Consider the following 20,986-nt stretch of genomic DNA (forward strand, 5'->3'; position numbering starts at 1 on the left):
GGATGGGAATTATATCCCATCCTTTTTTTTTTAACTTTTACCTTTTAAAAGAAACTGGCTGGCTTATTTAATTCCTGTCTATTTCAATCAGGAGGTCACCTGGTGCAATGGCATCCCCGCTTTTCACAAAAATATCCTTGATTGTTCCGCTGAAGGGTGCCTGTACGGTTGTTTCCATTTTCATGGCTTCATTGATCAGCAGGTGATCACCCTGGTTAACTTTTTCACCTTTTTCCACAATCACTTTTAAAACTGTCCCGGGCATGGTTGCCCCTATATGGGTCTCATTCTTAGGATTCGCTTTCTGCTTTACTGCAACTGCAGCCTTGATGCTCTCATCTTTGACCACGACTTCACGGGCCTGCCCATTCAGTTCAAAGTAAACGATTCTTGTACCATCCGCCTGCGGCTGGCCAAGTGAGATCAATTTCACAATCAATGTCTTGCCTGTCTCGATTTCCACCTCAACTTCTTCGCCGAGCCTCATTCCATATAAGAAGGTCGGTGTATCAAGCACTGAGATATCCCCAAAGGTATCTACCATCTGATTGTATTCCATGAAGACTTTCGGATACAGTGCATATGCTATGGCATCAAAGCTTGTCACCTGCCGGTCAAGATCGTTAAACAGTTTCTCTTTCAGCTTGCCAAAGTCCACATCATCCAGGAGCTCACCGGGCCTCACTGTAATAGGTTCCCTTCCTTTTAAGATGACTTTCTGCAGATTCCCGGGGAAACCGCCATAAGGCTGTCCCAAGTATCCCTCAAATAATTCTATGACTGAATCCGGGAAGTCGATCTTATCCCCTCGCTCCAGCACATCTGTCTCCGTTAAATCGTTTTGAACCATGAATAACGCCATATCACCAACCACTTTTGAAGAAGGGGTGACCTTTACGATATCACCAAACAGGTGGTTGACCCTGGAATACATTTCCTTAACTTCGTCCCAGCGGTCACCAAGTCCCACTGCTTTCGCCTGCTGCTGCAGATTACTGTATTGCCCGCCAGGCATTTCATGCTGGTAAACTTCAGTATGGGAAGACATCATACCGCTTTCGAAGTCTTGATAATATTTCCTGACATCCTCCCAGTAATGTGAAAGTTTTTCTAATGAATTCACTTCCACTTTCGGCTCCTTTTCCATCCCTTTCACTGCATAATAGAGTGAATTGGCACTTGGCTGAGAGGTCAGTCCTGACATGGATCCCAGGGCAGTATCGACGATATCCACTCCAGCTTCGATCGCTTTTGCATACATGAAAATCCCATTTCCGCTTGTATCATGGCTGTGCAGGTGAATAGGCAGGGCAACTGTATCTTTCAGTTCAGAAATCAGGCGGTAGGCTGCCTCGGGTTTCAACAATCCGGCCATATCTTTTATGGCAAGAATATGCGCACCTTGGGCTTCAAGTTCTTTTGCAAGGTCTTTATAGTATTGGACATTATACTTCTGTCTGGAATGATCAAGTATATCGCCAGTGTAGCAAATGGCCGCTTCAGCAATCTTTCCATTCTGCCTTACTGCGTCAATCGCCGTCTCCATCCCCTGAACCCAGTTCAGACTGTCGAATATACGGAATACATCAATCCCGGAAAAGGAAGATTTCTCCACAAACTCACGGATGACGTTATCAGGATAATTTTTATAACCAACAGCATTCGAAGCACGCAAGAGCATTTGGAACAGGACATTCGGAACCTTTTCGCGCAGGGAAATCAACCTGTCCCATGGGTCTTCTTTTAAGAAGCGGTAAGCGACATCAAATGTTGCACCGCCCCACATTTCCAAAGAGAAGAGATCCGGGAGCAAGCGTGCCGTAGGTTCCGCAATCGCTTTTAAATCATTTGTCCTGACTCTTGTGGCAAGCAAGGATTGATGGGCATCCCGGAATGTTGTATCCGTCAGAAGCACGTTATCCTGGTTCTTGACCCAGTTCACCAAACCCTCGGGACCATGCTCATCAAGAATCTGCTTTGTTCCATTTTTCATCACAGGAAGATCATTCAACCTTGGGATTCTTGGTTTTTCAAACACCGGTTTCTTTTTCTTTTCAATCCCCGGAAAGCCATTGACCGTCACATTGCCTATATAAGAGAGCATCTTGGTCCCCCGGTCCTTCCGTTTAGGGAAGATGAATAACTGCGGGGTCGTATCGATGAAAGAGGTGTCATACTGGCCGGTCAAAAATTGCTCATGTTTGATGACATTTTCCAAGAAAGGAATATTCGTCTTGATGCCCCTGATGCGGAATTCCTGGAGGTTCCTGACCATTTTGGATGCAGCCTGGTCGAAGGACAGCGCCCACGTGGACACTTTTACCAGTAAAGAATCGTAAAATGGCGTAATAACTGCACCTTGATAGCCGTTTCCTGCATCCAGCCTTACACCAAAGCCTCCCCCGGAACGATAGGCCATGATCTTGCCTGTATCAGGCATAAAGTTATTAAGCGGATCCTCTGTGGTCACCCTGGATTGGATGGCAAAACCATGAGTCCAGATTTCTTCCTGAGCAGGAATGCCGATTTTGGTACTGTGTAAATCATGTCCTTCGGCAATCATGATCTGTGACTGAACAATGTCTATACCCGTAATCATTTCGGTAATGGTATGTTCAACCTGAACCCGTGGATTGACTTCTATAAAATAAAAACGATTATCTGCTACAAGGAACTCGACAGTCCCTGCATTTACATAATCCACGTTTTTCATCAGCTTAACTGCAGCCTGGCAAATCTCATCCCTCAGCTGTTCATCAAGTGATACGCATGGCGCCACTTCCACAACCTTCTGATGCCTTCTTTGGACAGAGCAGTCCCTTTCATAAAGGTGTACGATATTGCCGTTCTCGTCTCCCAGGATCTGCACTTCGATGTGCTTGGGATTTTGAACGAATTTTTCCACATATACTTCATCGTTCCCAAATGCGGCTTTCGCCTCTGACTTTGCCCTCTCATATGACTCCTTTACCTGGTCGGGGCCGTGGACGATCCTCATCCCCCTTCCGCCGCCTCCAAGCGATGCCTTGATGATAATCGGGTAGCCGTGTGCCTTTCCGAACTGCACCACTTCTTCCAAGCCGGAAACAGGGCCATCGCTTCCAGGAATGACAGGGATATCTGCCAGCTGGGCCTGGTGCCTTGCTTTCACTTTATCCCCGAACATATCCAAATGCCCGGAATGTGGACCAATGAAAGTGATTCCTTCTTCTTCACACCTTCTTGCAAAGTTAATATTTTCAGACAGGAAGCCGTATCCTGGATGGATCGCATCGACATCGGCTCTCTTCGCTATTTCTATGATCCCCTCGATGTCAAGATATGCATCGATCGGTTTCTTTCCTTCCCCCACGAGGTAGGCTTCATCGGCTTTATAACGGTGATAGGAACCCGAATCTTCCTTTGAGTACACCGCTACCGTCCTCAAGTTAAGTTCTGTACAGGCACGGAAAACCCGAATGGCAATCTCTCCGCGGTTAGCTACTAACACTTTATTGAATTTTTTCAATGTCTCTCTCTCCTTTAAGCTGTTATCATGTCTGTTATGTATAGAATTTAAGCAGCGGATAAAAAATCAAATCTTTTAATTTTTCAAACAAATCCACTTAAATAGAAGGGCTGATTTCTAAGAATCGCTCCTAAAGACCAGCCCGTATTCGTTTTACTGATTAATGCTGTATACATTTTTCACTTCGCTGCTGTTCACAGCATTCTTTTCTTTTTGCGTCTTATACTTTTCGTCATACTTCACAAACATCGATACATTGACGAGCACACCCATGGACAGGGACAGCACCAGTAAGGACGAGCCCCCATAACTGACAAAAGGCAGCGGTACTCCTGTGATCGGAATCACCCCGGATACCCCGCCGAGGTTAATGAAGGCCTGAAGTCCAATCATGCTGGATATGCCGACTGCCAGCATGGTGCCGAATGGGTCGCGGCTCTTGACTCCGGTATAGATACCCCTCAGCACGATATAAGCAAGGCCGATAATGACAAAAGCCACTCCCAGAAGGCCAAGTTCTTCAACGATAATCGCCATGATAAAGTCTGTATGTGATTCAGGAAGATACCCGAGCTTCTGTATGCCTTGTCCAAGGCCAAGCCCTTTAATGCCCCCCGCACCTATTGCTAAATAAGAATTGACCAGCTGATACCCCTCACCCTGGGCATACTGAAAGGGATCAAGATATGCATGGATCCGCCCGACTCTTTCCTCTGTAAAGATAAACCTTCGGCCGAGATAGATGAATGGGGAAAGTACTGCCAGTAATGCTGCCCCCACTGCTCCCAGCTTGAAGAACATCTTAAAGCTTATACCCGAGCAGAGGATGACAAAACAGCCGATCACAAAAATGATTCCGGCAGTTCCGTAATCCGGTTCCAGGAAAACCAGGAAACAGATAAAACCAAAAAGCAATAACGGCGGCATGACGCCAACATTCAATTGATCTATGTAATTCTGCTTTTTGGCATAAACGGCAGCAAGATAAATGATCACCGATAACTTGGCAAATTCAGATGGCTGTATCTGCATGAAACCGACGTTCAGCCAGCTCTGTGCCCCGTTAACTTCCACCCCGATGAAGTGCACAGCCAGCAAGAGCCCGATCGTACCGAACAGCAGTATCTTCAACGGAAGCTTAAATTTAGTAAAAGCTTTATACGGGAAGGCAGCTGCAAATAAAAAAGCCCCGAAACCGATCAATATATTAAATAGCTGTTTTTTGTAAAAATGATCGCTGCTGGTTTCGTAGAATTCCACTGCCGTTACCATACTCGCGCTATAAATCATAATCAACCCGAAGAAAACCAGGAACAAATAAACAGCTACCAATGAGTAATCGTACGATTTTAATATTTTTTTTATTAGCATAATCTCTTCCTATCCCTTTTTTATAAATATTCTATTTTAAAGTTGAAATCCCTTCTATCAGTCTATAAATAGAATCCCGTTTCACGGGTGCGTAGTAAAAAACCCAAACAATCATAGGCTTTTGTTTGAGTTTTCATGAATATTTATTTTTTAGTGGAAGCTTCATGCAAAGCAGAAAGCTCTCTCTCTAAAGAATCCATCAGGGTCTTTCCATCTGTTTCATCCACAAGGCCAAGGCGCACTGCGAACTCTATTTCACGGGATAATCCGAACATTTGAGTATCCAACACTTCCTCATATAAAGGACATTGGGGCATCGTTAAATTATCCATCTGTACTTTGATAAGCTTTAAAATTTTCTCTGCGTCAGCCTTCAGCAGCTGATAGGCTTTTTCACGATGGTCGATTTTCATCTCAGACGCCATAATGATCCCCCCATTCCGTACAAATAGCGACTCTCTTATCTTAAAATTTTATCGCTAAACCGAAGAAAATGCAAGGGGAAAACAATAGCAGAATCGGCTATTCAGCGACTTGCGGATCGGGGGACTCACGGAATGAGGGAAAGGAACCACAACGAACGGAGTGAGTTGATGAAGACTTATCCCTATAAGGCGGCGCAATGGGATGATCAGCGGCACAATGACTGGATTAGCTCCGCATGCGAGATAAACGAGTCACAGCCAGCGCATTCCGGCAGATGTTGGCTTACCTCAGGAGGGACCTTGAAGTTCGCTTGCAGCCGGGCGATGGAGCTGGATTGGCCGGGCGAAAGGACAGCGGGTACTGAACAGTACTACACCGGGTCGTTCAGCCGCTAACGACTAGTCGGACTTATTTCTCCCTGACAACTATTACCGTTTATTACACTCATTCTTCATTTTAACCTTATATTTTCTGTCTGCCTTTAAAAGATACTCCATTTATACTCATTCCCCATCAGCTCCAAAAGCCTCAGGCCGGCAATGCTGTTTCCTGTTTCATCCAAAGAGGGACCAAAAATACCTATGCCGCATTTACGGGGCACCGAGCCCATGATGCCGCCTGAAACTCCGCTTTTTGCAGGTATCCCGACTTTTATCGCGAATTCACCGGAGGAGTTATACATCCCGCATGTTACCATGAACGTTTTACAGATCCGTGCCACATCCCTGGTTATCAGCTGCCTGCCTGTCACCGGGTCCATACCGTCATTGGCAAAAACAGCGCCGATCTTTGCAAGGTCCTGACAATTCATCTCTAACGCGCATTGCTTTGTATAGAGGTAAATTAAGTGCTCCACATCACCTTTTATGATTCCATGCTGCTTCATAAAATAGCCAAGTGAGCGGTTCAGAAAGGCTGTATTGAATTCTGAATCTGCTACTTCTTTGTTATAAGTAACTTCCTCTTCCCCGGTCAGTACATTTACAAATGCCAATAATCGCTCCCACTTCTCTTCATTGGTTGCACCTTTGATCATATCTGTTACAGCAAGCGCCCCGGCATTGATCATCGGGTTTAACGGCTTGGAAACCCTGTTGGTTTCAAGCTTGACGATGGAATTGAAAGGATCTCCCGTTGGTTCCATTCCCACCTTCGAAAAGACCTCTTCTTCCCCATTATCCATTAATACCAGAGCCAGTGTTATGACTTTCGAGATACTTTGCAGTGTGAATTTCTCCAGATAGTCACCTGCATAGAAAAATTCCCCATTCAAAAAGCAAACAGATACAGCGAGGTTATCTTTGTTCTCCTTTTTCAGGGCAGGGATATAGTCAACCAGCCTTCCTTCCGAGGAAATGGGACGGGCTTCATCCACCATGTTTGCAAGCAATTGATTATCTATATACATTCCACACCTCCTTACAGGACCATATTCCCTATATCTTTTCCCTACTTTTCAACCCATTACTCCTTTAAGGAATCCCGAAAGATGTGAAAGCGGTATAAAGTTTGATATACTTAGGGTATTACATAAATGGAGGGAATCAAGATGGATGCAACAATTGTACCTTTGACTGGAAAGGTTAAATATAAAATCACCCTGGATCCCGGCGTCTGGATTTTTGATGACCGTAAAGTCGATTTGGATACATATTTCCAGGATGAAGTGAAAGCAGTCAATGAACTTGATGAATATACAAAGAACATGTCCAAAAACTGGACGAGGGAAATTCAGGAAGGAGCAACTTCCCCGCCTACCTTGAAGACCGAAAAAAAATACCAGAAGGAAAAGATCCTCAATGGCACGTTCGGTATCCCGCTCGCGCCTTTCCTGAAAAACGCCGAGCCTCATGCCGATGCCGATACACTTGTCATTACCACCGGCGATCAGAGCGGGGAGATCTCACTTCCGTTATCAAAAGGCGATGATATCCTAATGGGTTTTTCAAAAGCCGGAAAACCCCTTAAGGAAGATGGACCTGTACATATTTACTTCAAAGACGGCTCAAATGCAGATGAACCGATTAAAAACGTCAGGGGGCTCATCATAAAATAAGACTTTCTACTCTAAGGATATTATTTTGGACTCCCTTATAAAGCCGGTTCTTCATAAATAAGGAACGGGGAAAGCACCTGTTTTTTCTTTCTGCTAGGAATCCTTCAACATTGCAAACAAAAAAAACGATTCAGGAGGCAGCTGCTGAATCGTTTTTTTTATTATAAAATATCGGCTGCAAGCTGCGCCAATCCCGACCGTTCCCCTTTCATCAGCTTGATATGGCCAGCCACAGGATGGTCCTTGAACTTCTCCACAACATAAGTTAAACCGTTATTATATTCATCCAGATAAGGATGATCGATTTGTCCCGGGTCTCCCATGAGGACAATTTTACTCTTTTCTCCCACCCTTGTAAGAATTGTTTTGACTTCATGCTTTGTAAGGTTCTGCGCTTCATCGATAATGATGAATTGTTCGGGTATGCTCCTTCCCCTTATATAGGTCAAAGCTTCCACTTCAATAGAGCCCATCCCGGCAAGAATATCATCCAGTTCTCCGGGTTTCTTCGTATTAAACAGATATTCTAGATTATCGAATATCGGCTGCATCCATGGCCTTAGCTTTTCCTGTTTTTCCCCAGGAAGAAATCCAATATCCTTTCCGACGGGAACTATCGGCCTTGCCACCAGGAGTTTCTTAAAAGCCTGAAGATCTTCTGTTTGCAGGAGCCCCGCTGCAAGAGTCAGCAGTGTCTTTCCTGTCCCTGCTTTTCCAATCATCGTAACCAGTGGGATATCATCCCTTAGCAGCAGTTCCATTGCCATGGTCTGCTGGACATTTCTTGGCTTGATTCCCCAAATATGATCTTGGTCATAGATGAATTTCCTTACAAACTTTCCTGTTATATCAACGATTCCCAATGCAGAAGCAGAGCTGCCCATTGAATCTTTCATCAGCAGGAACTGATGTGAGTAGAATGGATGCTGAGTAATATCGGCAAGTGGTATTTCACCTTTTTCGTAAAATTTGTCCAGCAGCTCTTTCTGTATATATATTTCAATGAAGCCGCTGTAAATGTCGCTGACATCGACTACTCTGTCACTAAGGAAATCTTCTGCCTGCAGTCCAAGTGCGTCCGCTTTAACCCGTACAAGTGTATCCTTGCTGACGAGTATGACTTGATGTCCTTCTTCTTTAGTCTCCTCTTCAAGTGACAGGTTCTTGGCAACAGCAAGGATACGATTATCATTAGTCTTCTCTACAAATATTTCCTGAAGTTCATGGAAAGATCGATGATTCAATTCAATGCGGAGCGACCCGCCGTTGTACAGTGGAATACCTTCATGCAGCTTTCCTTGCTGTCTTAAGCTGTCAATCAATTTTGATACATGCCTTGCATTTCTCCCAATTTCGTCCATGTACCGTTTCTTGCCATCAACTTCCTCCAAAACCACTGCCGGGATGACAACTTCATTATCTTGAAAGGAAAAAATCGCTTGCGGATCCTGCAATAAGACGTTGGTATCCAGTACGTAAATTTTTTTCAAATCGATGCCTCCTGCTCCTCTATTCTTATACTATTGTATGTAGACCCTCTTCATCCGGTTATTACATAAGAGTCCACAAAATAGGACGGCCCGTTGCTAAAATATATGAACCAAGGAATAAATATAGAAGAAGATTACACAATAAGAACTACACATTTAAAAATCCGGAGGTTTCATAATGAAAAAAATGATTTTTTTGCTCGTGTTCGCCGCCCTGATATCGGGTTGTAATCAGCAAAATAACCAAACCGCTTTCGATAATGAAAGGAATGGAGACAGCGCCAGGCCCATTAACGTGGAAAACAGCAGTATTCAGCATAAGCAGAATGAATCAAGCCAGGAAGTATCAAGGAATCTGGTAAGGATTGCCGGCTCGGTTCCCAACGTGAAGGATGCAACGGCTGTCGTCTTAGGAAGATACGCTTTTGTCGGTATTGATATTGACGCAGAAGTGGAAAGGTCAGAAGTCGGCACAATCAAGTATTCCGTTGCAGAAGCCCTTAAAGATGATCCCCATGGCGCAAAGGCAATGATCATAGCAGACCCAGATCTATATGCCCGCCTGAAAGAAGTCGGCCATGATATCGAAAATGGAAGGCCTGTCCAGGGAATCCTGAACGAGCTGTCAGATATAGCAGGACGCCTCATGCCTGAAGTCCCTAAGGACACACAGCAGATGAATCCGGATCAAGCACCGGATAAATCCAACAATAGTGCCGGGAATTCAGAGGAAAATGAGCTGGAAAAAGAACAGCAGGATCAATCGAATAATTATAAGAACCGGAACACGACAAACCAGCAAAACCAGGACAAGAATCAATAATATCACTAAGAAAGAAGCCGTGACAAAGCTGGTCAAACAGCGTTTTTCATGGCTTCTTTCACTTGCCGGTCAAGACGATCGGCGGCTTCTTTATCATATGTTTTTTCGTATTGAGGTTCGGCAGAGATTTTTGCGCCATAAAACATGACATCCCTCACTTCATTAACCTTACATGATAATAAGGATAGCTGAAGAGGGACACCTTTCAGTTTTTCAGCTTTTAATTCTGCGCTGGCGCAGATCGAATAGGAGGATTCATTCGCAATGATATTCAATACAACTAGGGGATTTGCCAGGATATTCTTAACGATTTTGGAACGGCTGTCCACTGCAATGAGAATCTTTCCTTCACTTTCTGCAAAGACCCAGGAAATGGCACTAACATTTGGGCCACCTGTTTCATAGTCAACGGTAGAAACAGTTATGAACCTTTCCTTTTGAAGTTCTTCAAATAAGACAGGAACCAATTCGTGCTCAATTCGATTCGCCAATGAAACCCCTCCTTTATTATTCCTATTATATATCAGCCGGCTTCAGAATAGAAAATAATTCATTAAAGAATGACACAGGAAAAAGACTGCATCAAACTCCCCATTTAATGGAGCATATTAAGGAAGTGTTCAAAAACAACTCAAAAAGAAGAAATCCATATTGCTGCATGGTATACTAAAAACAAAATACATACGCATCAAGGACATGGAGGTGTCTAATATGAGAGTCAAATGCACTCTGTGTGATGTGATTGAGTCCATCGATGATGAATCATTAACAGCAAAACGCTTAAGGAACAGGCCTATCCATACATATATGTGTGAAAAATGCCAGGACAGGATCACCAAGCGAACAAAAGAGCGGGCAGACACTGGAAACTTCAGGCTCTACCGTTCAGTGAAATCCAAAAATGACTTCTGAGACGTTTCCTAAAGGAAGCGTATTGGGTACCGTTTCCGGAATCTTTCTCGGTATTCTTCTTAAGGCAGTTGAAAATTTTACGAATCAAAAAGTCTATACACTCCTGCTTAATGTTGATTTCATCCCCTTTATGGGAAATGTTCACTGGCCGGAATTGATTGAGTTCTGCTTTCACTTGATAGTATCAATGATTTTAGGGCTGATTTTTTATCACCTCTCTGAAAAATGGAGTGCCGGGTATAAGCTGCGATGGCTGCTGGCTGCCTCCTTGACACTCCCTGCCCTGTTACTTTATTTCCCGTTATCACTTCTGGCGGTTAAAGAGGTGCCTTCCATAACCAACTGGGAAGCTGTAGCATATTGGGGCGGGGGACATCTTCTCTTTGCGCTGTCGCTTGTTCAGTTGTATCCCATTATCAAATACTGGAAATAAGAAACACAAAAAAGCAGGGGATCCTCCCCCTGCTTTTTTTTCACGAGCTGACTTCTTCTTTTTTATGATTCCGCAGCCTGACTTTATAGATGATTAGAATCAAGGCAGCGACGACAAGGCCTTCTGCTACAGGCAGGAAGATCCCCAAAAAAGTTAATACCGTCGAACCAGCCGCAAGGAAAAAGTAAATCACAGCTGATTTCAATGGCGGCAATTTTTTTGCAAATCCCAATTTATACACCAAGATTGACAACGCAATAATGGTAAAGTATAAAAGCCACATGCCAAGCGTTGGGTTTTCATCCACTCGGTAGAGGGATGCAAAGAAGGATAAACGTTCAGTTACATCCATTCCTGATCACTCCCAATGTTTATTAGTTCGTTTCAGCTACTTTTTTCTTTTTTGTAACTCTTTCACGCTCATTTTTATCAAGAATCTTTTTACGAAGGCGGATGGATTCAGGAGTTACTTCACAGTACTCATCGTCGTTCAAGTATTCTAATGATTCTTCAAGAGTCATGATACGTGCTTTCTTGATTGTTACTGTTTGATCTTTATTTGCAGAGCGGACATTTGTCGCTTGCTTTGTTTTTGTGATATTCACCGTAATATCGTTCTCGCGGGTATGTTCCCCAACAATCATGCCGGCATAGATTTCTGTGCCCGGCTCGACAAAGATCGTTCCTCGATCTTCCACACCCATGATACCATATTGAGAAGATTTCCCTGTTTCCATAGAAACGATTACACCTTGTCTACGGCCGCCGACTTGGCCTTTTTGCATAGGCTGGTAGCTGTCGAACGTATGGTTGATGATTCCGTATCCACGAGTCAATGTCATGAATTCAGTTGAATAGCCGATCAATCCGCGGGCAGGCACCATGAAAATCAACCTTACTTGTCCGCTTCCATTGTTGATCATGTCTAGCATCTCGCCTTTACGGGTTCCCATCGATTCAATGATGCTTCCCGTGTATTCTTCAGGAACATCAATTTGAACACGTTCTACCGGCTCACATTTGACTCCGTCAATTTCACGCACGATTACTTCAGGTTTGGATACTTGAAGTTCAAATCCTTCACGGCGCATATTTTCTATCAGGATAGAAAGGTGCAGCTCCCCACGGCCGGATACTGTCCATGCGTCAGGAGAGTCAGTGTTCTCAACACGCAGACTCACATCTGTTTGCAGCTGTGCAAGCAGCCTTTCTTCAATCTTCCTGGACGTAACATATTTACCTTCGCGGCCTGCAAATGGACTGTTATTTACAAGGAAAGTCATTTGAAGAGTAGGCTCGTCGATCCGCAAAATAGGAAGCTGGTCCTGGTGGTCGATCGGGCATACTGTTTCACCAACGTTGATATCTTCCATACCTGATACCGCGATTAAATCCCCTGCGTTAGCTTCTTGGATTTCAACGCGTTTCAAGCCCATGAAACCGAAGATCTTTGTTACACGGAAGTTTTTGACACTTCCATCTATTTTCATCAGTGCGACTTGCTGGCCGACTTTCATAGTCCCCCTGAAGACACGGCCGATCCCGATACGTCCGACATAGTCATTGTAATCCAGAAGTGCTACCTGGAATTGAAGCGGTTCTTCACGATTGTCGATTGGGGCAGGGATGTGCTCGATAATGGACTCATATAGACACTGCATGTTTTCATCCTGGTTTGCCGGATCCGGGTCTACGCTGGCAGTACCGTTGATCGCTGAAGCATATACAACAGGAAACTCAAGTTGATCTTCATTAGCATCGAGTTCGATGAAAAGTTCAAGGACTTCATCAATTACTTCCTCAGGACGCGCTGAATCCTTGTCGATTTTATTCACAACAACGATCGGTGTTAAGTTTTGCTCAAGAGCTTTCTTCAACACGAAGCGTGTCTGGGGCATACAGCCTTCATAAGCGTCAACAACAAGCAAAACACCGTCAACCATTTTCATGATACGCTCAACTTCACCACCGAAGTCTGCGTGTCCTGGTGTATCCAGAATGTTGATTCTTGTTTCTTTATATTGGATGGCAGTATTTTTGGCGAGGATCGTAATTCCTCTTTCTCTTTCAAGATCGTTGGAATCCATCGCACGTTCTTCTACATGTTCATTCGTACGGAAAATTCCGGATTGTTTTAACAACTCATCGACCAGGGTTGTTTTACCATGGTCAACGTGGGCAATAATAGCTATATTTCTTAAATCATTTCTTTTATTCAATGTACTCACTCCTGATTGTAGTCATCTTTATTTATGATAACAGACATTATGAACTGTCTTCATGCACACCTTCAGAAAACCAAGCCATAAGAGGCCTTTTTCTTGCAACTAAGACATTATATCACAGCATTCGTGAAAGCAGAAACTTATTCTGATAATTATTGCTTCTGGAAACCATATAAAGAAAGTTTTTCTGCCCCAATGCGCATGATTACTGTATTACGTAAAAGCCCAATGATATTTATTACAATAAATTACCATCCGCTGCCCCTATAGGAATAAAGCTTGTTATCCAGTCCTTTCATTGTTAGAATTTTAGATGAAGTTTCTTTAAACCTTCATTAAAGGAGAAATGAATCGTGAAGAATATAAAGTGGATTTTTGTAATGTACGCCGTTCTGGCTGCTGTTTGTATAATGGGAATCGGGATCGCGATCAGTGAGAAAAGTGTTTTGCTCGCGGTGCTGGCAGTCTGTGCCTGGGTGTTTGTTATGGGGTATGGATTCAAGACTAAGAAGAAGTATAGAGAAGAGGGCAAATTGTAAAGCCTGCCATTATGAGTATTTGCAGAAGGCTGTTTTCGAACTAGCGGTGCATTAGGAAACCTCCCCAGATCCGGACATTTCAATGTATTCCAAGGTTTCTGCTTAACGGATTTTTGCCGAGCAATAACAGAAAACCATTGAGAAATTTTATTAAGTGTCAACACAGGTTACGAAAAGAGCCTAACAGAAAGGGCCGGCCGTTTATATGGCCGGCCCTTTCTGTTTTTTCAGGAGTTTAACGAAATACCTTTTAAATAGGAAGCTTGAATATTTTCATGAAGTCCGGGTTTGCAGGAAAAGACCGAGCTCTTTTGAAGGATGTTCAATTCCTTGCCGTCAAGGCTGGTCACCACACCGCCTACTTCTTCGATAAGTATCTTCCCGGCTGCAAAGTCCCAAGGGGCGAGCCTCATCGTCATATAGCCATCAATTCTGCCAGACGCTACATATGCCATTTCCAACGCTGCAGAACCGTAAGATCTTGTTCCCCTTACATCCCTTACCAATGGACCAAGAACTTCTCTGTCAATACGGTTATTTTCTGTTACCCAAAGGGCATTCACTCCTATTATTGAGTCCCTTATATCCACTTCTTCAAGAGGTTTCAGCTGCATATCATCCATAAATGCCCCATGTCCTTTCCGGGCATGATACAGTTCATCATGGACCACATCATAAATGTATCCCAACATCCCCTCACCATCATGGTAAATACCGATGGAGATGGCAAAGTTTCTTTGTTGATGTACAAAATTCATGGTGCCGTCAATGGGATCAATGATCCAGATGGTTCCCTCAGTATCTTTCAGGTCATCTCCGAATCCTTCTTCCCCAAGAATGTAATGATCAGGAAAAGTATTCCTGATTCTTTCAATGAAATATTGTTCCGTTTCCTGATCAACATTGGTAACGAGATCATTACGGTTTGATTTTGTTTGTATATTCAGCTGCGATTTAAATGACTTCCTGATTCTGTCACCGGCTTCTTTTATCCAGTGCTTAACATATGTATCGACTTCCTGCCAGTTCGACATTAAAATCCTCCATTCCTGATTTATATATATATTTATCCATCAAACACAATCCAGCCCGCTTCCGCGAACCCTGAACGTCTAAAGAACACCCTATGTAGTATCTGCAATTAACGTGTATAGATGTACTAACTTTTATATAGCTTAAATTAGATGGACTGTCCATTCAAGTAACAAGCATCGTCACACAAAAATACGAACTCTTCTAAATTTATATCAGAGTCCGCATAAAGCCTATTCTTTTTTATGAAGCTACAATGCTTTCAATTTGATTAATTCTTCCCTGATTTTCATCAGCTTTTCTTTTGATTTTACCTGGATTGCAGTGTTTTTATCTTCCATGGCTTCAAACAGTACGGCTAGTTCATAATCCATTTCCAGTTTCAGCACCGCAGTACGCTGCTGCTGGACGTTTTTCTTTCGTGTTGAGCTCATTACTTGTTTCATGGACAATACACCCCTTCCGGATAATATTATTCTTAATATTCTGATTTTATCTAGTACATTCTATGTGGAGAAGAAGAAACAGGTAACTAAAATGTGCGGAAACCTATTTCCGGGTTTAACATTTTTTTCTTCCCTTATTGCTTATGGTAAAATAATGTCCACAAGCCTAAGGAGGAACAAAATGAAATTTAATGGTTTTACAGAAAAAGATTTTGATGTTTTCACAATCGACGGCCTGGACGACCGCATGGAAGCTTTGATCAAGACTGTCAGGCCAAAGCTGGAAGCGCTGGGCGAACATTTCGCTCCAAGCCTGAGTTCCATGACCGGCGATGAAATGTTTCCCCATGTAGCAAAACATGCAAGGCGGTCTGTCAATCCCCCGGACGATACCTGGGTTGCATATGCCAATAACAAGCGCGGCTATAAGAAACATCCGCATTTTCAGATAGGCCTGTGGGAAACTCATGTTTTTGTGTGGTTTGCCATGATCTATGAGGCTCCAAATAAAGAAGAGTATGGCTGTAAATTAGAGAAGAACATAGATCGTATCCTTGAAATCATTCCGAAAAACTTTGTCTGGTCCGGCGATCATACAAAACCCGGTGTCCACATTTTCTCTGAGATGAAAAAAGAGGATCTGCTGTCATTGTTCGAACGATTGCAAACCGTCAAGAAAGCTGAAATCCTTTGTGGAATCCAAATTCCCAGAGACCAGGCAGTCAAGCTTTCAGGGGATGAAACATTTGAAATAATCAGTGATGCGTTTGTAAAATTAATACCCCTTTACAAACTTCAATAAACATACTAAAGAAGAGGAGGGACCCCACCAGACCTGGTCCCTCCTCTTCTTTATCTGCTTTGCATTTTAACGATTTTGCTGTCCGATTCCTTTAATCGCTTGACAGCCCTGTAAGACGAATACCCGCTTGATTCTTCAAATTCATTGCATATTCGTTTCTCATCAGCCTTGCCGGGAACAATTTCCTTAAAGCGCCTGTACGCAGACATCAGCTTTTCCCGTTCAATTCCTTTTTCATAAGCAGCTTCTATACTTTGAAAAAACGCCACTACATCGATGACTTCATCAGTGGACCAGTCCAAAGAAAAGGAATACTGATATTCCATATGATTCACCCAGCTTTCTATACAGCTCTTTTGTTACAAAATGCTGCCATTGATCCCTAAAAATACCCAGTATAATTCCTGGTTATAAGAAGAAAAAGAACTGCTCTGCCATTACAGTGGAAGAAACTCCAGTTCCACAGTAGGAAAAACGCTTATGGGATTTCTCCAAACAACAAACTGAACAGTTTCAATACTTCAGTAAAAGAGAATGAGTGATTAATTATACCACCTATTACCCGATTCTTCAGCTTGTTTAACGATCCTGTCAATCAGGACCTTCACTGAAGGGATATCATTTATCATTCCCATTACCTGTCCTGCCCATCCGAAACCTGCTTCTCCTTCATAGATGAACTTCTTATTCGCTTCACCGCTTATGAAATCTTTTAAACCCTCATATCCGGCACTTTCTTTCTCCAGTCGGAGTATTTGTTCGGTCCAGCTGTTCGAGATGGCACGTGCAGGGGCTCCGATTGATCTTTTAATGACCACTGTATCACTTTCTGTCCCCGTGATCAATGCTCGTTTGTACTCTTCAGAAGCATGGACACATTCTTCAGTAGCTATGAACCTTGTCCCCATTTCTATACCCTCCGCTCCAAGACATAAGGCTGCCGAGAGTCCTCTCCCATCTCCTATGCCGCCTGATGCAATGACGGGGATGGATACTGCATCAACCACCTGAGGAATCAACACGAATGTCCCTACGTCTGCTTTTCCCAGATGCCCCCCTCCTTCTGCACCTACTACCATCACCGCATCAGCACCGAGCTCCTCAGCCTTTACTGCCTGCCTTTTGGCTGCCACCAGCACAAGTTTCTTAATATCAGTCCCTTCAAGCATTTCAAACATAGGTGAAGGATTTCCACCAGTCATGGATACTACAGGCACTTCCTCTTCAATCGCTGTTTGCAAAAACTCTTTATAGGGACGGCCATGCTGCCCTATGGCAAAATTCACACCGAATGGACGGCTGGTATATTCACGCACTTTATGTATTTCCTCTCTTAACTTTTCCGGGGAATCCAGGGACATTGCAGTAATCTGTCCCAGCCCGCCTGCATTGCTTACTGCTGCTGCCAGTTCTGCATATGCCAGATAGGCAAGCCCTCCTTGTATGATTGGATATTGAATCCCCAACAATTCTGTAACCCTGGTTTTCCAATTCATGAACATCACCCTTTCACACAAGTTATTCGTGATTACTTCAAAAAATCCTGTTTAATTCGACAAAATGTGGTGAGAACGGGCGAATAACACTATGCAAAGAAATATGGAAATGCTATAATTTTTTATCGATATGAACGAGCATGTTTCATAACCATACTCTTCAAAAAATCGTAATGACTAATTCCTTTCATTTAAGGGAAAGGCTTAGATATAACAGACTTTAAAGAGGTGTCGAATGAATTGTCACAATACAAAACTCCATTATTTACAGGCCTAGTAGAACACAGCAAAAAAAATCCCGTACAATTTCATATCCCGGGGCATAAAAAGGGGACAGGGATGGATCCTGAATTCCGAAGTTTCATAGGGGATAACGCCTTTTCGATTGATTTAATCAATATCGGTCCGCTGGATGATCTGCACCAGCCTAAAGGAATGATTAAAGAAGCCCAGGATCTGGCTGCAGAAGCATTTGGTGCAGATTATACCTTCTTCTCTGTCCAGGGAACGAGCGGCGCCATCATGACCATGGTTATGTCTGTGTGCGGACCTGGTGAAAAAATCATTGTCCCGCGGAACGTTCATAAATCTGTTATGAGTGCAATCGTCTTTTCTGGGGCGACTCCTATTTTCATTCACCCTGAAGTTGACGAAGACTTGGGTATCTCACACGGCATCACAAACGATTCGGTTGCAAAGGCACTTGAACAGCATCCCGACGCAAAGGGCGTCCTGGTGATTAATCCCACTTATTTCGGAATATCGGCTGACTTAAAAAAAATTGTTGAAATTGCCCACTCTTATAATGTTCCCGTACTTGTCGATGAAGCTCACGGAGTCCATATCCATTTCCATGAAGGCCTTCCGATATCAGCCATGCAGGCAGGAGCAGACATGGCGGCGACAAGTGTGCACAAACTCGGCGGGTCGATGACCCAAAGCTCAGTGTTGAATATGAAAACCGGCCTAGTCTCCCCTAAGCGGGTTCAAACAATCCTTAGCATGCTTACTACAACATCGACCTCTTATCTGCTGCTTGCATCACTGGATGTTGCCAGGAAAAGGCTGGCGACAGAAGGAAGAGAGCTGATTGATAAAACCATACAGCTGTCAGAAACGATAAGGGAACAAGTCAACCGCATTGAAGGTCTATATTGCGTCGGCAGAGAGATACTCGGTACGAAAGCTACATTCGACTTTGATCCTACCAAGCTGATTATCTCAGTGAAAAAACTCGGAATAAGCGGTTTTGATGCAGAGAAATGGTTAAGGGAAGTTTATAATATCGAGGTTGAAATGTCAGACATGTATAACATCCTATGCATAATCACTCCTGGAGATACGATGGCTGAAGGGGAAAAGCTGATAGAGGCTTTAACAGAGATGTCTTATCAATTCTCACATAAAGAAGGATTGACTGAAACAGTGGAAGTGCTTCTTCCTGATATACCGGTATTGTCCATGACTCCTCGAGATGCCTTTTATGCCGATACGGAAGTGATACCGATCGAGCAATCTGCGGGACGTATTATCGCTGAGTTCATTATGGTATATCCTCCGGGAATTCCAATTTTCATTCCTGGTGAAATCATTACAGACGAAAACATCACTTATATACAGAAAAACATGGAAGCCGGCTTGCCTGTTCAGGGACCTGAAGATTTTGATCTGACCCATCTTCGCGTTATTAAAGAGCATAAAGCAATCAGGTGAATCGAAATGCCAAGAGCGCTCCTCTCTGATACAAGAGGGGCGTTTTCTTATACCCTGGAACTCCGGCAAATAAAAAAAGCCCCAATAACAACAAGGGCTTTCATTCTATACATACGTTTTAGTCATCCAAATCCGTTTCTTTTTCACAGTTACAGCTGCTGGAGAATAAAACCGATACCTTTTCATCTTCAAAGTGTTCAATAGTATTCAGGCATGACTGACAAACAATTGTACCCATCTTAAAACTCCTTTCGAATTTTCATTATTTGTTTTGAAAGCGCTTTAAACTTCTATAAACCTATAATAATATAACATAATTAAAATATCAAGCCTAAATTGTATGACATAATTATTTTTATTGTGTCATTGTGTTATCAAAACCTTATTAATTAAATTTATATAATTAATATGAATGCAGACTGCTATATATCCCTTCTGCATTCCTTTTTGTAGTTTTTGGCATACTAAAAGTCCAGGGAAATAAAAAGCTGCCAACAGTCTTCTGTTGACAGCTCTTGATACCTTTATGGTGTTTTGATTAAACCGGGATCAAGGATTTCATATCCTTTTTCCCTTAAGCCTTTTACAATGTCCCCAAGCGCTTCGTTGGTCCATTCCCTGTCATGCATTAAGAGGTTGGCTCCTGATTTCAATAAGGAATATGGTACATCCACTTCAGGGCCTTCACCAGTAATCATAGCTGTTTTCAGCTTCTCAGCATCCATGTAAGGCTTGAAATAGTCATAACCATAGGTCCAGTTCATTAATGTCATGCCTTCTTCCTTAACCAGGTTCTTAACAAAATCTGTATTGGCTCCATGTGGTGCCCGGAAGAATTTAGGCTTTTCACCTATAATATCTGTAATGAGATCGTTAAGCTTGAGGATTTCTTCCCTTTGCTTTTCCTCGCTCACATCATCAAGCTTCTGATGGTTGTAGGTGTGGTTGCCAATCGCAAAGCCCATATCATGAATTTCCTTCAATTTTTGCCGCTCTTCCTCTGTGTCGAGGAAATGTCCATTCACAAAGAATATCGCATCGGCATCATGGCTCTTCAATGTTTTAGCCATATCAACTGCATGTTTATCAGGTGCATCATCAATCGTCAGCAGTACCACTTTTTCATTGGCATCGGAAATAGGCTGAACAGACCAGTTTTCTTCATTTATAGTATAAAGAGGCTCTTTGATTTCCTCTTCCTGAATGGCTTCCTCATCTTCTTTTTCATTATCGTCAGTAGCTTCTTCATCACTGACGGATTCCTTTTCCTTATTTTCCTTTTCTGCTGCAGAAACTTCATTCACGGCTTCCTCTTCCTGGTCTGCAGTATTTCCAACTGGTTCAGATGACTGGTTATCGGAACATCCAGCCGCCAGAAGGAACAAACAACTGCAGAAAATTAGCTTTTTCATGTTTTTCCCCTTCCTCTATTAAATCTCTTTTCCAATTATAACACTAATTTTTGAATTAAATGGATATAATCACTTGTTCAAAGAAAACTTTTAGCGAAAAAAATGTACTAAGGCTGATAAGCGTAATAACAAAGGTGCGTTTGGGAGATTGCAGAATTTTTTTGGCGATGATAAATCCAAAATAGAAAAAAATAATGAACATGATCCACTTGTACTCTATATGATCTTTATTGGATAACCATTGAGCGATTGAAAAAGCACTCCAGACGATAAGCTGGACTAAGAAAGCAATATAATTTTTC

22 protein-coding genes are annotated in these 20,986 nt (G+C 42.9%); 8 read left to right on the plus strand and 14 right to left on the minus strand.

The window, feature by feature from the left end; translation table 11 throughout:
* Positions 1 to 67 precede the first annotated feature (67 nt).
* The 3 genes from pyc to D3H55_RS18670 form a co-directional block, all read right to left on the minus strand.
* Positions 68 to 3,508, minus strand: a complete 3,441-nt coding sequence (gene pyc / locus D3H55_RS18660) for a pyruvate carboxylase (RefSeq protein WP_119548814.1) — start codon at positions 3,506 to 3,508, stop codon at positions 68 to 70.
* A 153-nt stretch (positions 3,509 to 3,661) separates the two neighbouring features.
* Positions 3,662 to 4,879, minus strand: a complete 1,218-nt coding sequence (locus D3H55_RS18665; RefSeq protein WP_119548815.1) for an FtsW/RodA/SpoVE family cell cycle protein — start codon at positions 4,877 to 4,879, stop codon at positions 3,662 to 3,664.
* Positions 4,880 to 5,022: 143 nt separating this feature from the next.
* The gene (locus tag D3H55_RS18670; protein ID WP_119548816.1) at positions 5,023 to 5,304 is read right to left on the minus strand and encodes an Fpa/YlaN family protein; all 282 of its coding nucleotides are present in this window, start codon (positions 5,302 to 5,304) and stop codon (positions 5,023 to 5,025) included.
* Between the two features lie 236 nt (positions 5,305 to 5,540).
* Here D3H55_RS18670 and D3H55_RS25310 point away from each other — a divergent pair, with 236 nt between their 5' ends.
* Positions 5,541 to 5,669 carry a hypothetical protein gene (locus D3H55_RS25310; RefSeq protein WP_276310253.1) on the plus strand — a complete coding sequence of 43 codons (129 nt, stop codon included), beginning with the start codon at positions 5,541 to 5,543 and terminating at the stop codon, positions 5,667 to 5,669.
* Between the two features lie 117 nt (positions 5,670 to 5,786).
* On the opposite strand, the gene glsA is transcribed toward D3H55_RS25310, so the two are convergent.
* On the minus strand, positions 5,787 to 6,713 hold the full coding sequence (glsA, locus tag D3H55_RS18680) for a glutaminase A (RefSeq protein WP_119548818.1): 927 nt from the start codon (positions 6,711 to 6,713) through the stop codon (positions 5,787 to 5,789).
* Between the two features lie 141 nt (positions 6,714 to 6,854).
* Here glsA and D3H55_RS18685 point away from each other — a divergent pair, with 141 nt between their 5' ends.
* Entirely contained in the window at positions 6,855 to 7,361 is a 507-nt protein-coding gene (locus D3H55_RS18685; RefSeq protein WP_119548819.1) for a peptidyl-prolyl cis-trans isomerase, read from the plus strand.
* Between the two features lie 161 nt (positions 7,362 to 7,522).
* On the opposite strand, the gene D3H55_RS18690 is transcribed toward D3H55_RS18685, so the two are convergent.
* Complete coding sequence (locus tag D3H55_RS18690) at positions 7,523 to 8,851, minus strand: PhoH family protein (RefSeq protein ID WP_119548820.1); 1,329 nt, start codon at positions 8,849 to 8,851, stop codon at positions 7,523 to 7,525.
* A gap of 178 nt (positions 8,852 to 9,029) precedes the next feature.
* Here D3H55_RS18690 and D3H55_RS18695 point away from each other — a divergent pair, with 178 nt between their 5' ends.
* Positions 9,030 to 9,674 carry a YhcN/YlaJ family sporulation lipoprotein gene (locus D3H55_RS18695; RefSeq protein WP_119548821.1) on the plus strand — a complete coding sequence of 215 codons (645 nt, stop codon included), beginning with the start codon at positions 9,030 to 9,032 and terminating at the stop codon, positions 9,672 to 9,674.
* A gap of 32 nt (positions 9,675 to 9,706) precedes the next feature.
* Here the strand turns inward: D3H55_RS18695 and D3H55_RS18700 are convergent, their stop codons facing one another.
* Positions 9,707 to 10,165, minus strand: a complete 459-nt coding sequence (locus D3H55_RS18700; protein ID WP_119548822.1) for a pyridoxamine 5'-phosphate oxidase family protein — start codon at positions 10,163 to 10,165, stop codon at positions 9,707 to 9,709.
* A 220-nt stretch (positions 10,166 to 10,385) separates the two neighbouring features.
* On the opposite strand from D3H55_RS18700, the gene D3H55_RS18705 reads away from it, so the two are divergent.
* The gene (locus tag D3H55_RS18705) at positions 10,386 to 10,586 is read left to right on the plus strand and encodes a YlaI family protein (protein WP_119548823.1); all 201 of its coding nucleotides are present in this window, start codon (positions 10,386 to 10,388) and stop codon (positions 10,584 to 10,586) included.
* Positions 10,576 to 11,019, plus strand: a complete 444-nt coding sequence (locus tag D3H55_RS18710; protein WP_119548824.1) for a hypothetical protein — start codon at positions 10,576 to 10,578, stop codon at positions 11,017 to 11,019. The genes D3H55_RS18705 and D3H55_RS18710 overlap by 11 nt, the downstream gene beginning before the upstream one ends.
* Positions 11,020 to 11,059: 40 nt before the next feature.
* Here D3H55_RS18710 and D3H55_RS18715 read toward each other — a convergent pair whose 3' ends face one another.
* Together D3H55_RS18715 and typA are read right to left on the minus strand one after the other, a co-directional pair.
* Positions 11,060 to 11,371: a YlaH-like family protein gene (locus D3H55_RS18715; protein WP_119548825.1), complete on the minus strand. Its 312-nt coding sequence runs from the start codon at positions 11,369 to 11,371 to the stop codon at positions 11,060 to 11,062.
* A gap of 22 nt (positions 11,372 to 11,393) precedes the next feature.
* Positions 11,394 to 13,238, minus strand: coding sequence for a translational GTPase TypA (gene typA, locus D3H55_RS18720; protein WP_119548826.1), 1,845 nt, complete (start codon positions 13,236 to 13,238; stop codon positions 11,394 to 11,396).
* Between the two features lie 359 nt (positions 13,239 to 13,597).
* Here typA and D3H55_RS18725 point away from each other — a divergent pair, with 359 nt between their 5' ends.
* Positions 13,598 to 13,783, plus strand: coding sequence for a YlaF family protein (locus D3H55_RS18725; RefSeq protein WP_119548827.1), 186 nt, complete (start codon positions 13,598 to 13,600; stop codon positions 13,781 to 13,783).
* Positions 13,784 to 14,010: 227 nt separating this feature from the next.
* Here the strand turns inward: D3H55_RS18725 and D3H55_RS18730 are convergent, their stop codons facing one another.
* A complete protein-coding gene (locus tag D3H55_RS18730; RefSeq protein ID WP_119548828.1) occupies positions 14,011 to 14,817 on the minus strand; it encodes an inositol monophosphatase family protein in 807 nt (268 codons plus the stop codon).
* A 249-nt stretch (positions 14,818 to 15,066) separates the two neighbouring features.
* Positions 15,067 to 15,249 (minus strand): YkzI domain-containing protein, encoded by a 183-nt coding sequence (locus tag D3H55_RS18735; RefSeq protein WP_338067962.1) that lies wholly within the window; start codon positions 15,247 to 15,249, stop codon positions 15,067 to 15,069.
* A 193-nt stretch (positions 15,250 to 15,442) separates the two neighbouring features.
* Between D3H55_RS18735 and D3H55_RS18740 the strand changes: the two genes are divergently transcribed.
* Positions 15,443 to 16,063: a YktB family protein gene (locus D3H55_RS18740; protein ID WP_119548830.1), complete on the plus strand. Its 621-nt coding sequence runs from the start codon at positions 15,443 to 15,445 to the stop codon at positions 16,061 to 16,063.
* 50 nt (positions 16,064 to 16,113) lie between these two features.
* On the opposite strand, the gene D3H55_RS18745 is transcribed toward D3H55_RS18740, so the two are convergent.
* Both D3H55_RS18745 and D3H55_RS18750 read right to left on the minus strand, forming a co-directional pair.
* Positions 16,114 to 16,389, minus strand: coding sequence for a UPF0223 family protein (locus D3H55_RS18745; RefSeq protein ID WP_119548831.1), 276 nt, complete (start codon positions 16,387 to 16,389; stop codon positions 16,114 to 16,116).
* A gap of 216 nt (positions 16,390 to 16,605) precedes the next feature.
* Entirely contained in the window at positions 16,606 to 17,559 is a 954-nt protein-coding gene (locus tag D3H55_RS18750) for an NAD(P)H-dependent flavin oxidoreductase (RefSeq protein WP_119548832.1), read from the minus strand.
* Positions 17,560 to 17,799: 240 nt separating this feature from the next.
* Here D3H55_RS18750 and D3H55_RS18755 point away from each other — a divergent pair, with 240 nt between their 5' ends.
* Entirely contained in the window at positions 17,800 to 19,272 is a 1,473-nt protein-coding gene (locus D3H55_RS18755) for an aminotransferase class I/II-fold pyridoxal phosphate-dependent enzyme (protein ID WP_119548833.1), read from the plus strand.
* A 118-nt stretch (positions 19,273 to 19,390) separates the two neighbouring features.
* Here D3H55_RS18755 and D3H55_RS18760 read toward each other — a convergent pair whose 3' ends face one another.
* A complete protein-coding gene (locus tag D3H55_RS18760; RefSeq protein WP_119548834.1) occupies positions 19,391 to 19,510 on the minus strand; it encodes a GapA-binding peptide SR1P in 120 nt (39 codons plus the stop codon).
* 286 nt (positions 19,511 to 19,796) lie between these two features.
* The gene (locus D3H55_RS18765) at positions 19,797 to 20,684 is read right to left on the minus strand and encodes a polysaccharide deacetylase family protein (RefSeq protein WP_119548835.1); all 888 of its coding nucleotides are present in this window, start codon (positions 20,682 to 20,684) and stop codon (positions 19,797 to 19,799) included.
* Between the last annotated feature and the right edge of the window lie 302 nt (positions 20,685 to 20,986).

Origin of the sequence: Bacillus salacetis (genome assembly GCF_003581585.1) — a bacterium.
Lineage (GTDB): Bacteria > Bacillota > Bacilli > Bacillales > Bacillaceae_B > Rossellomorea > Rossellomorea salacetis.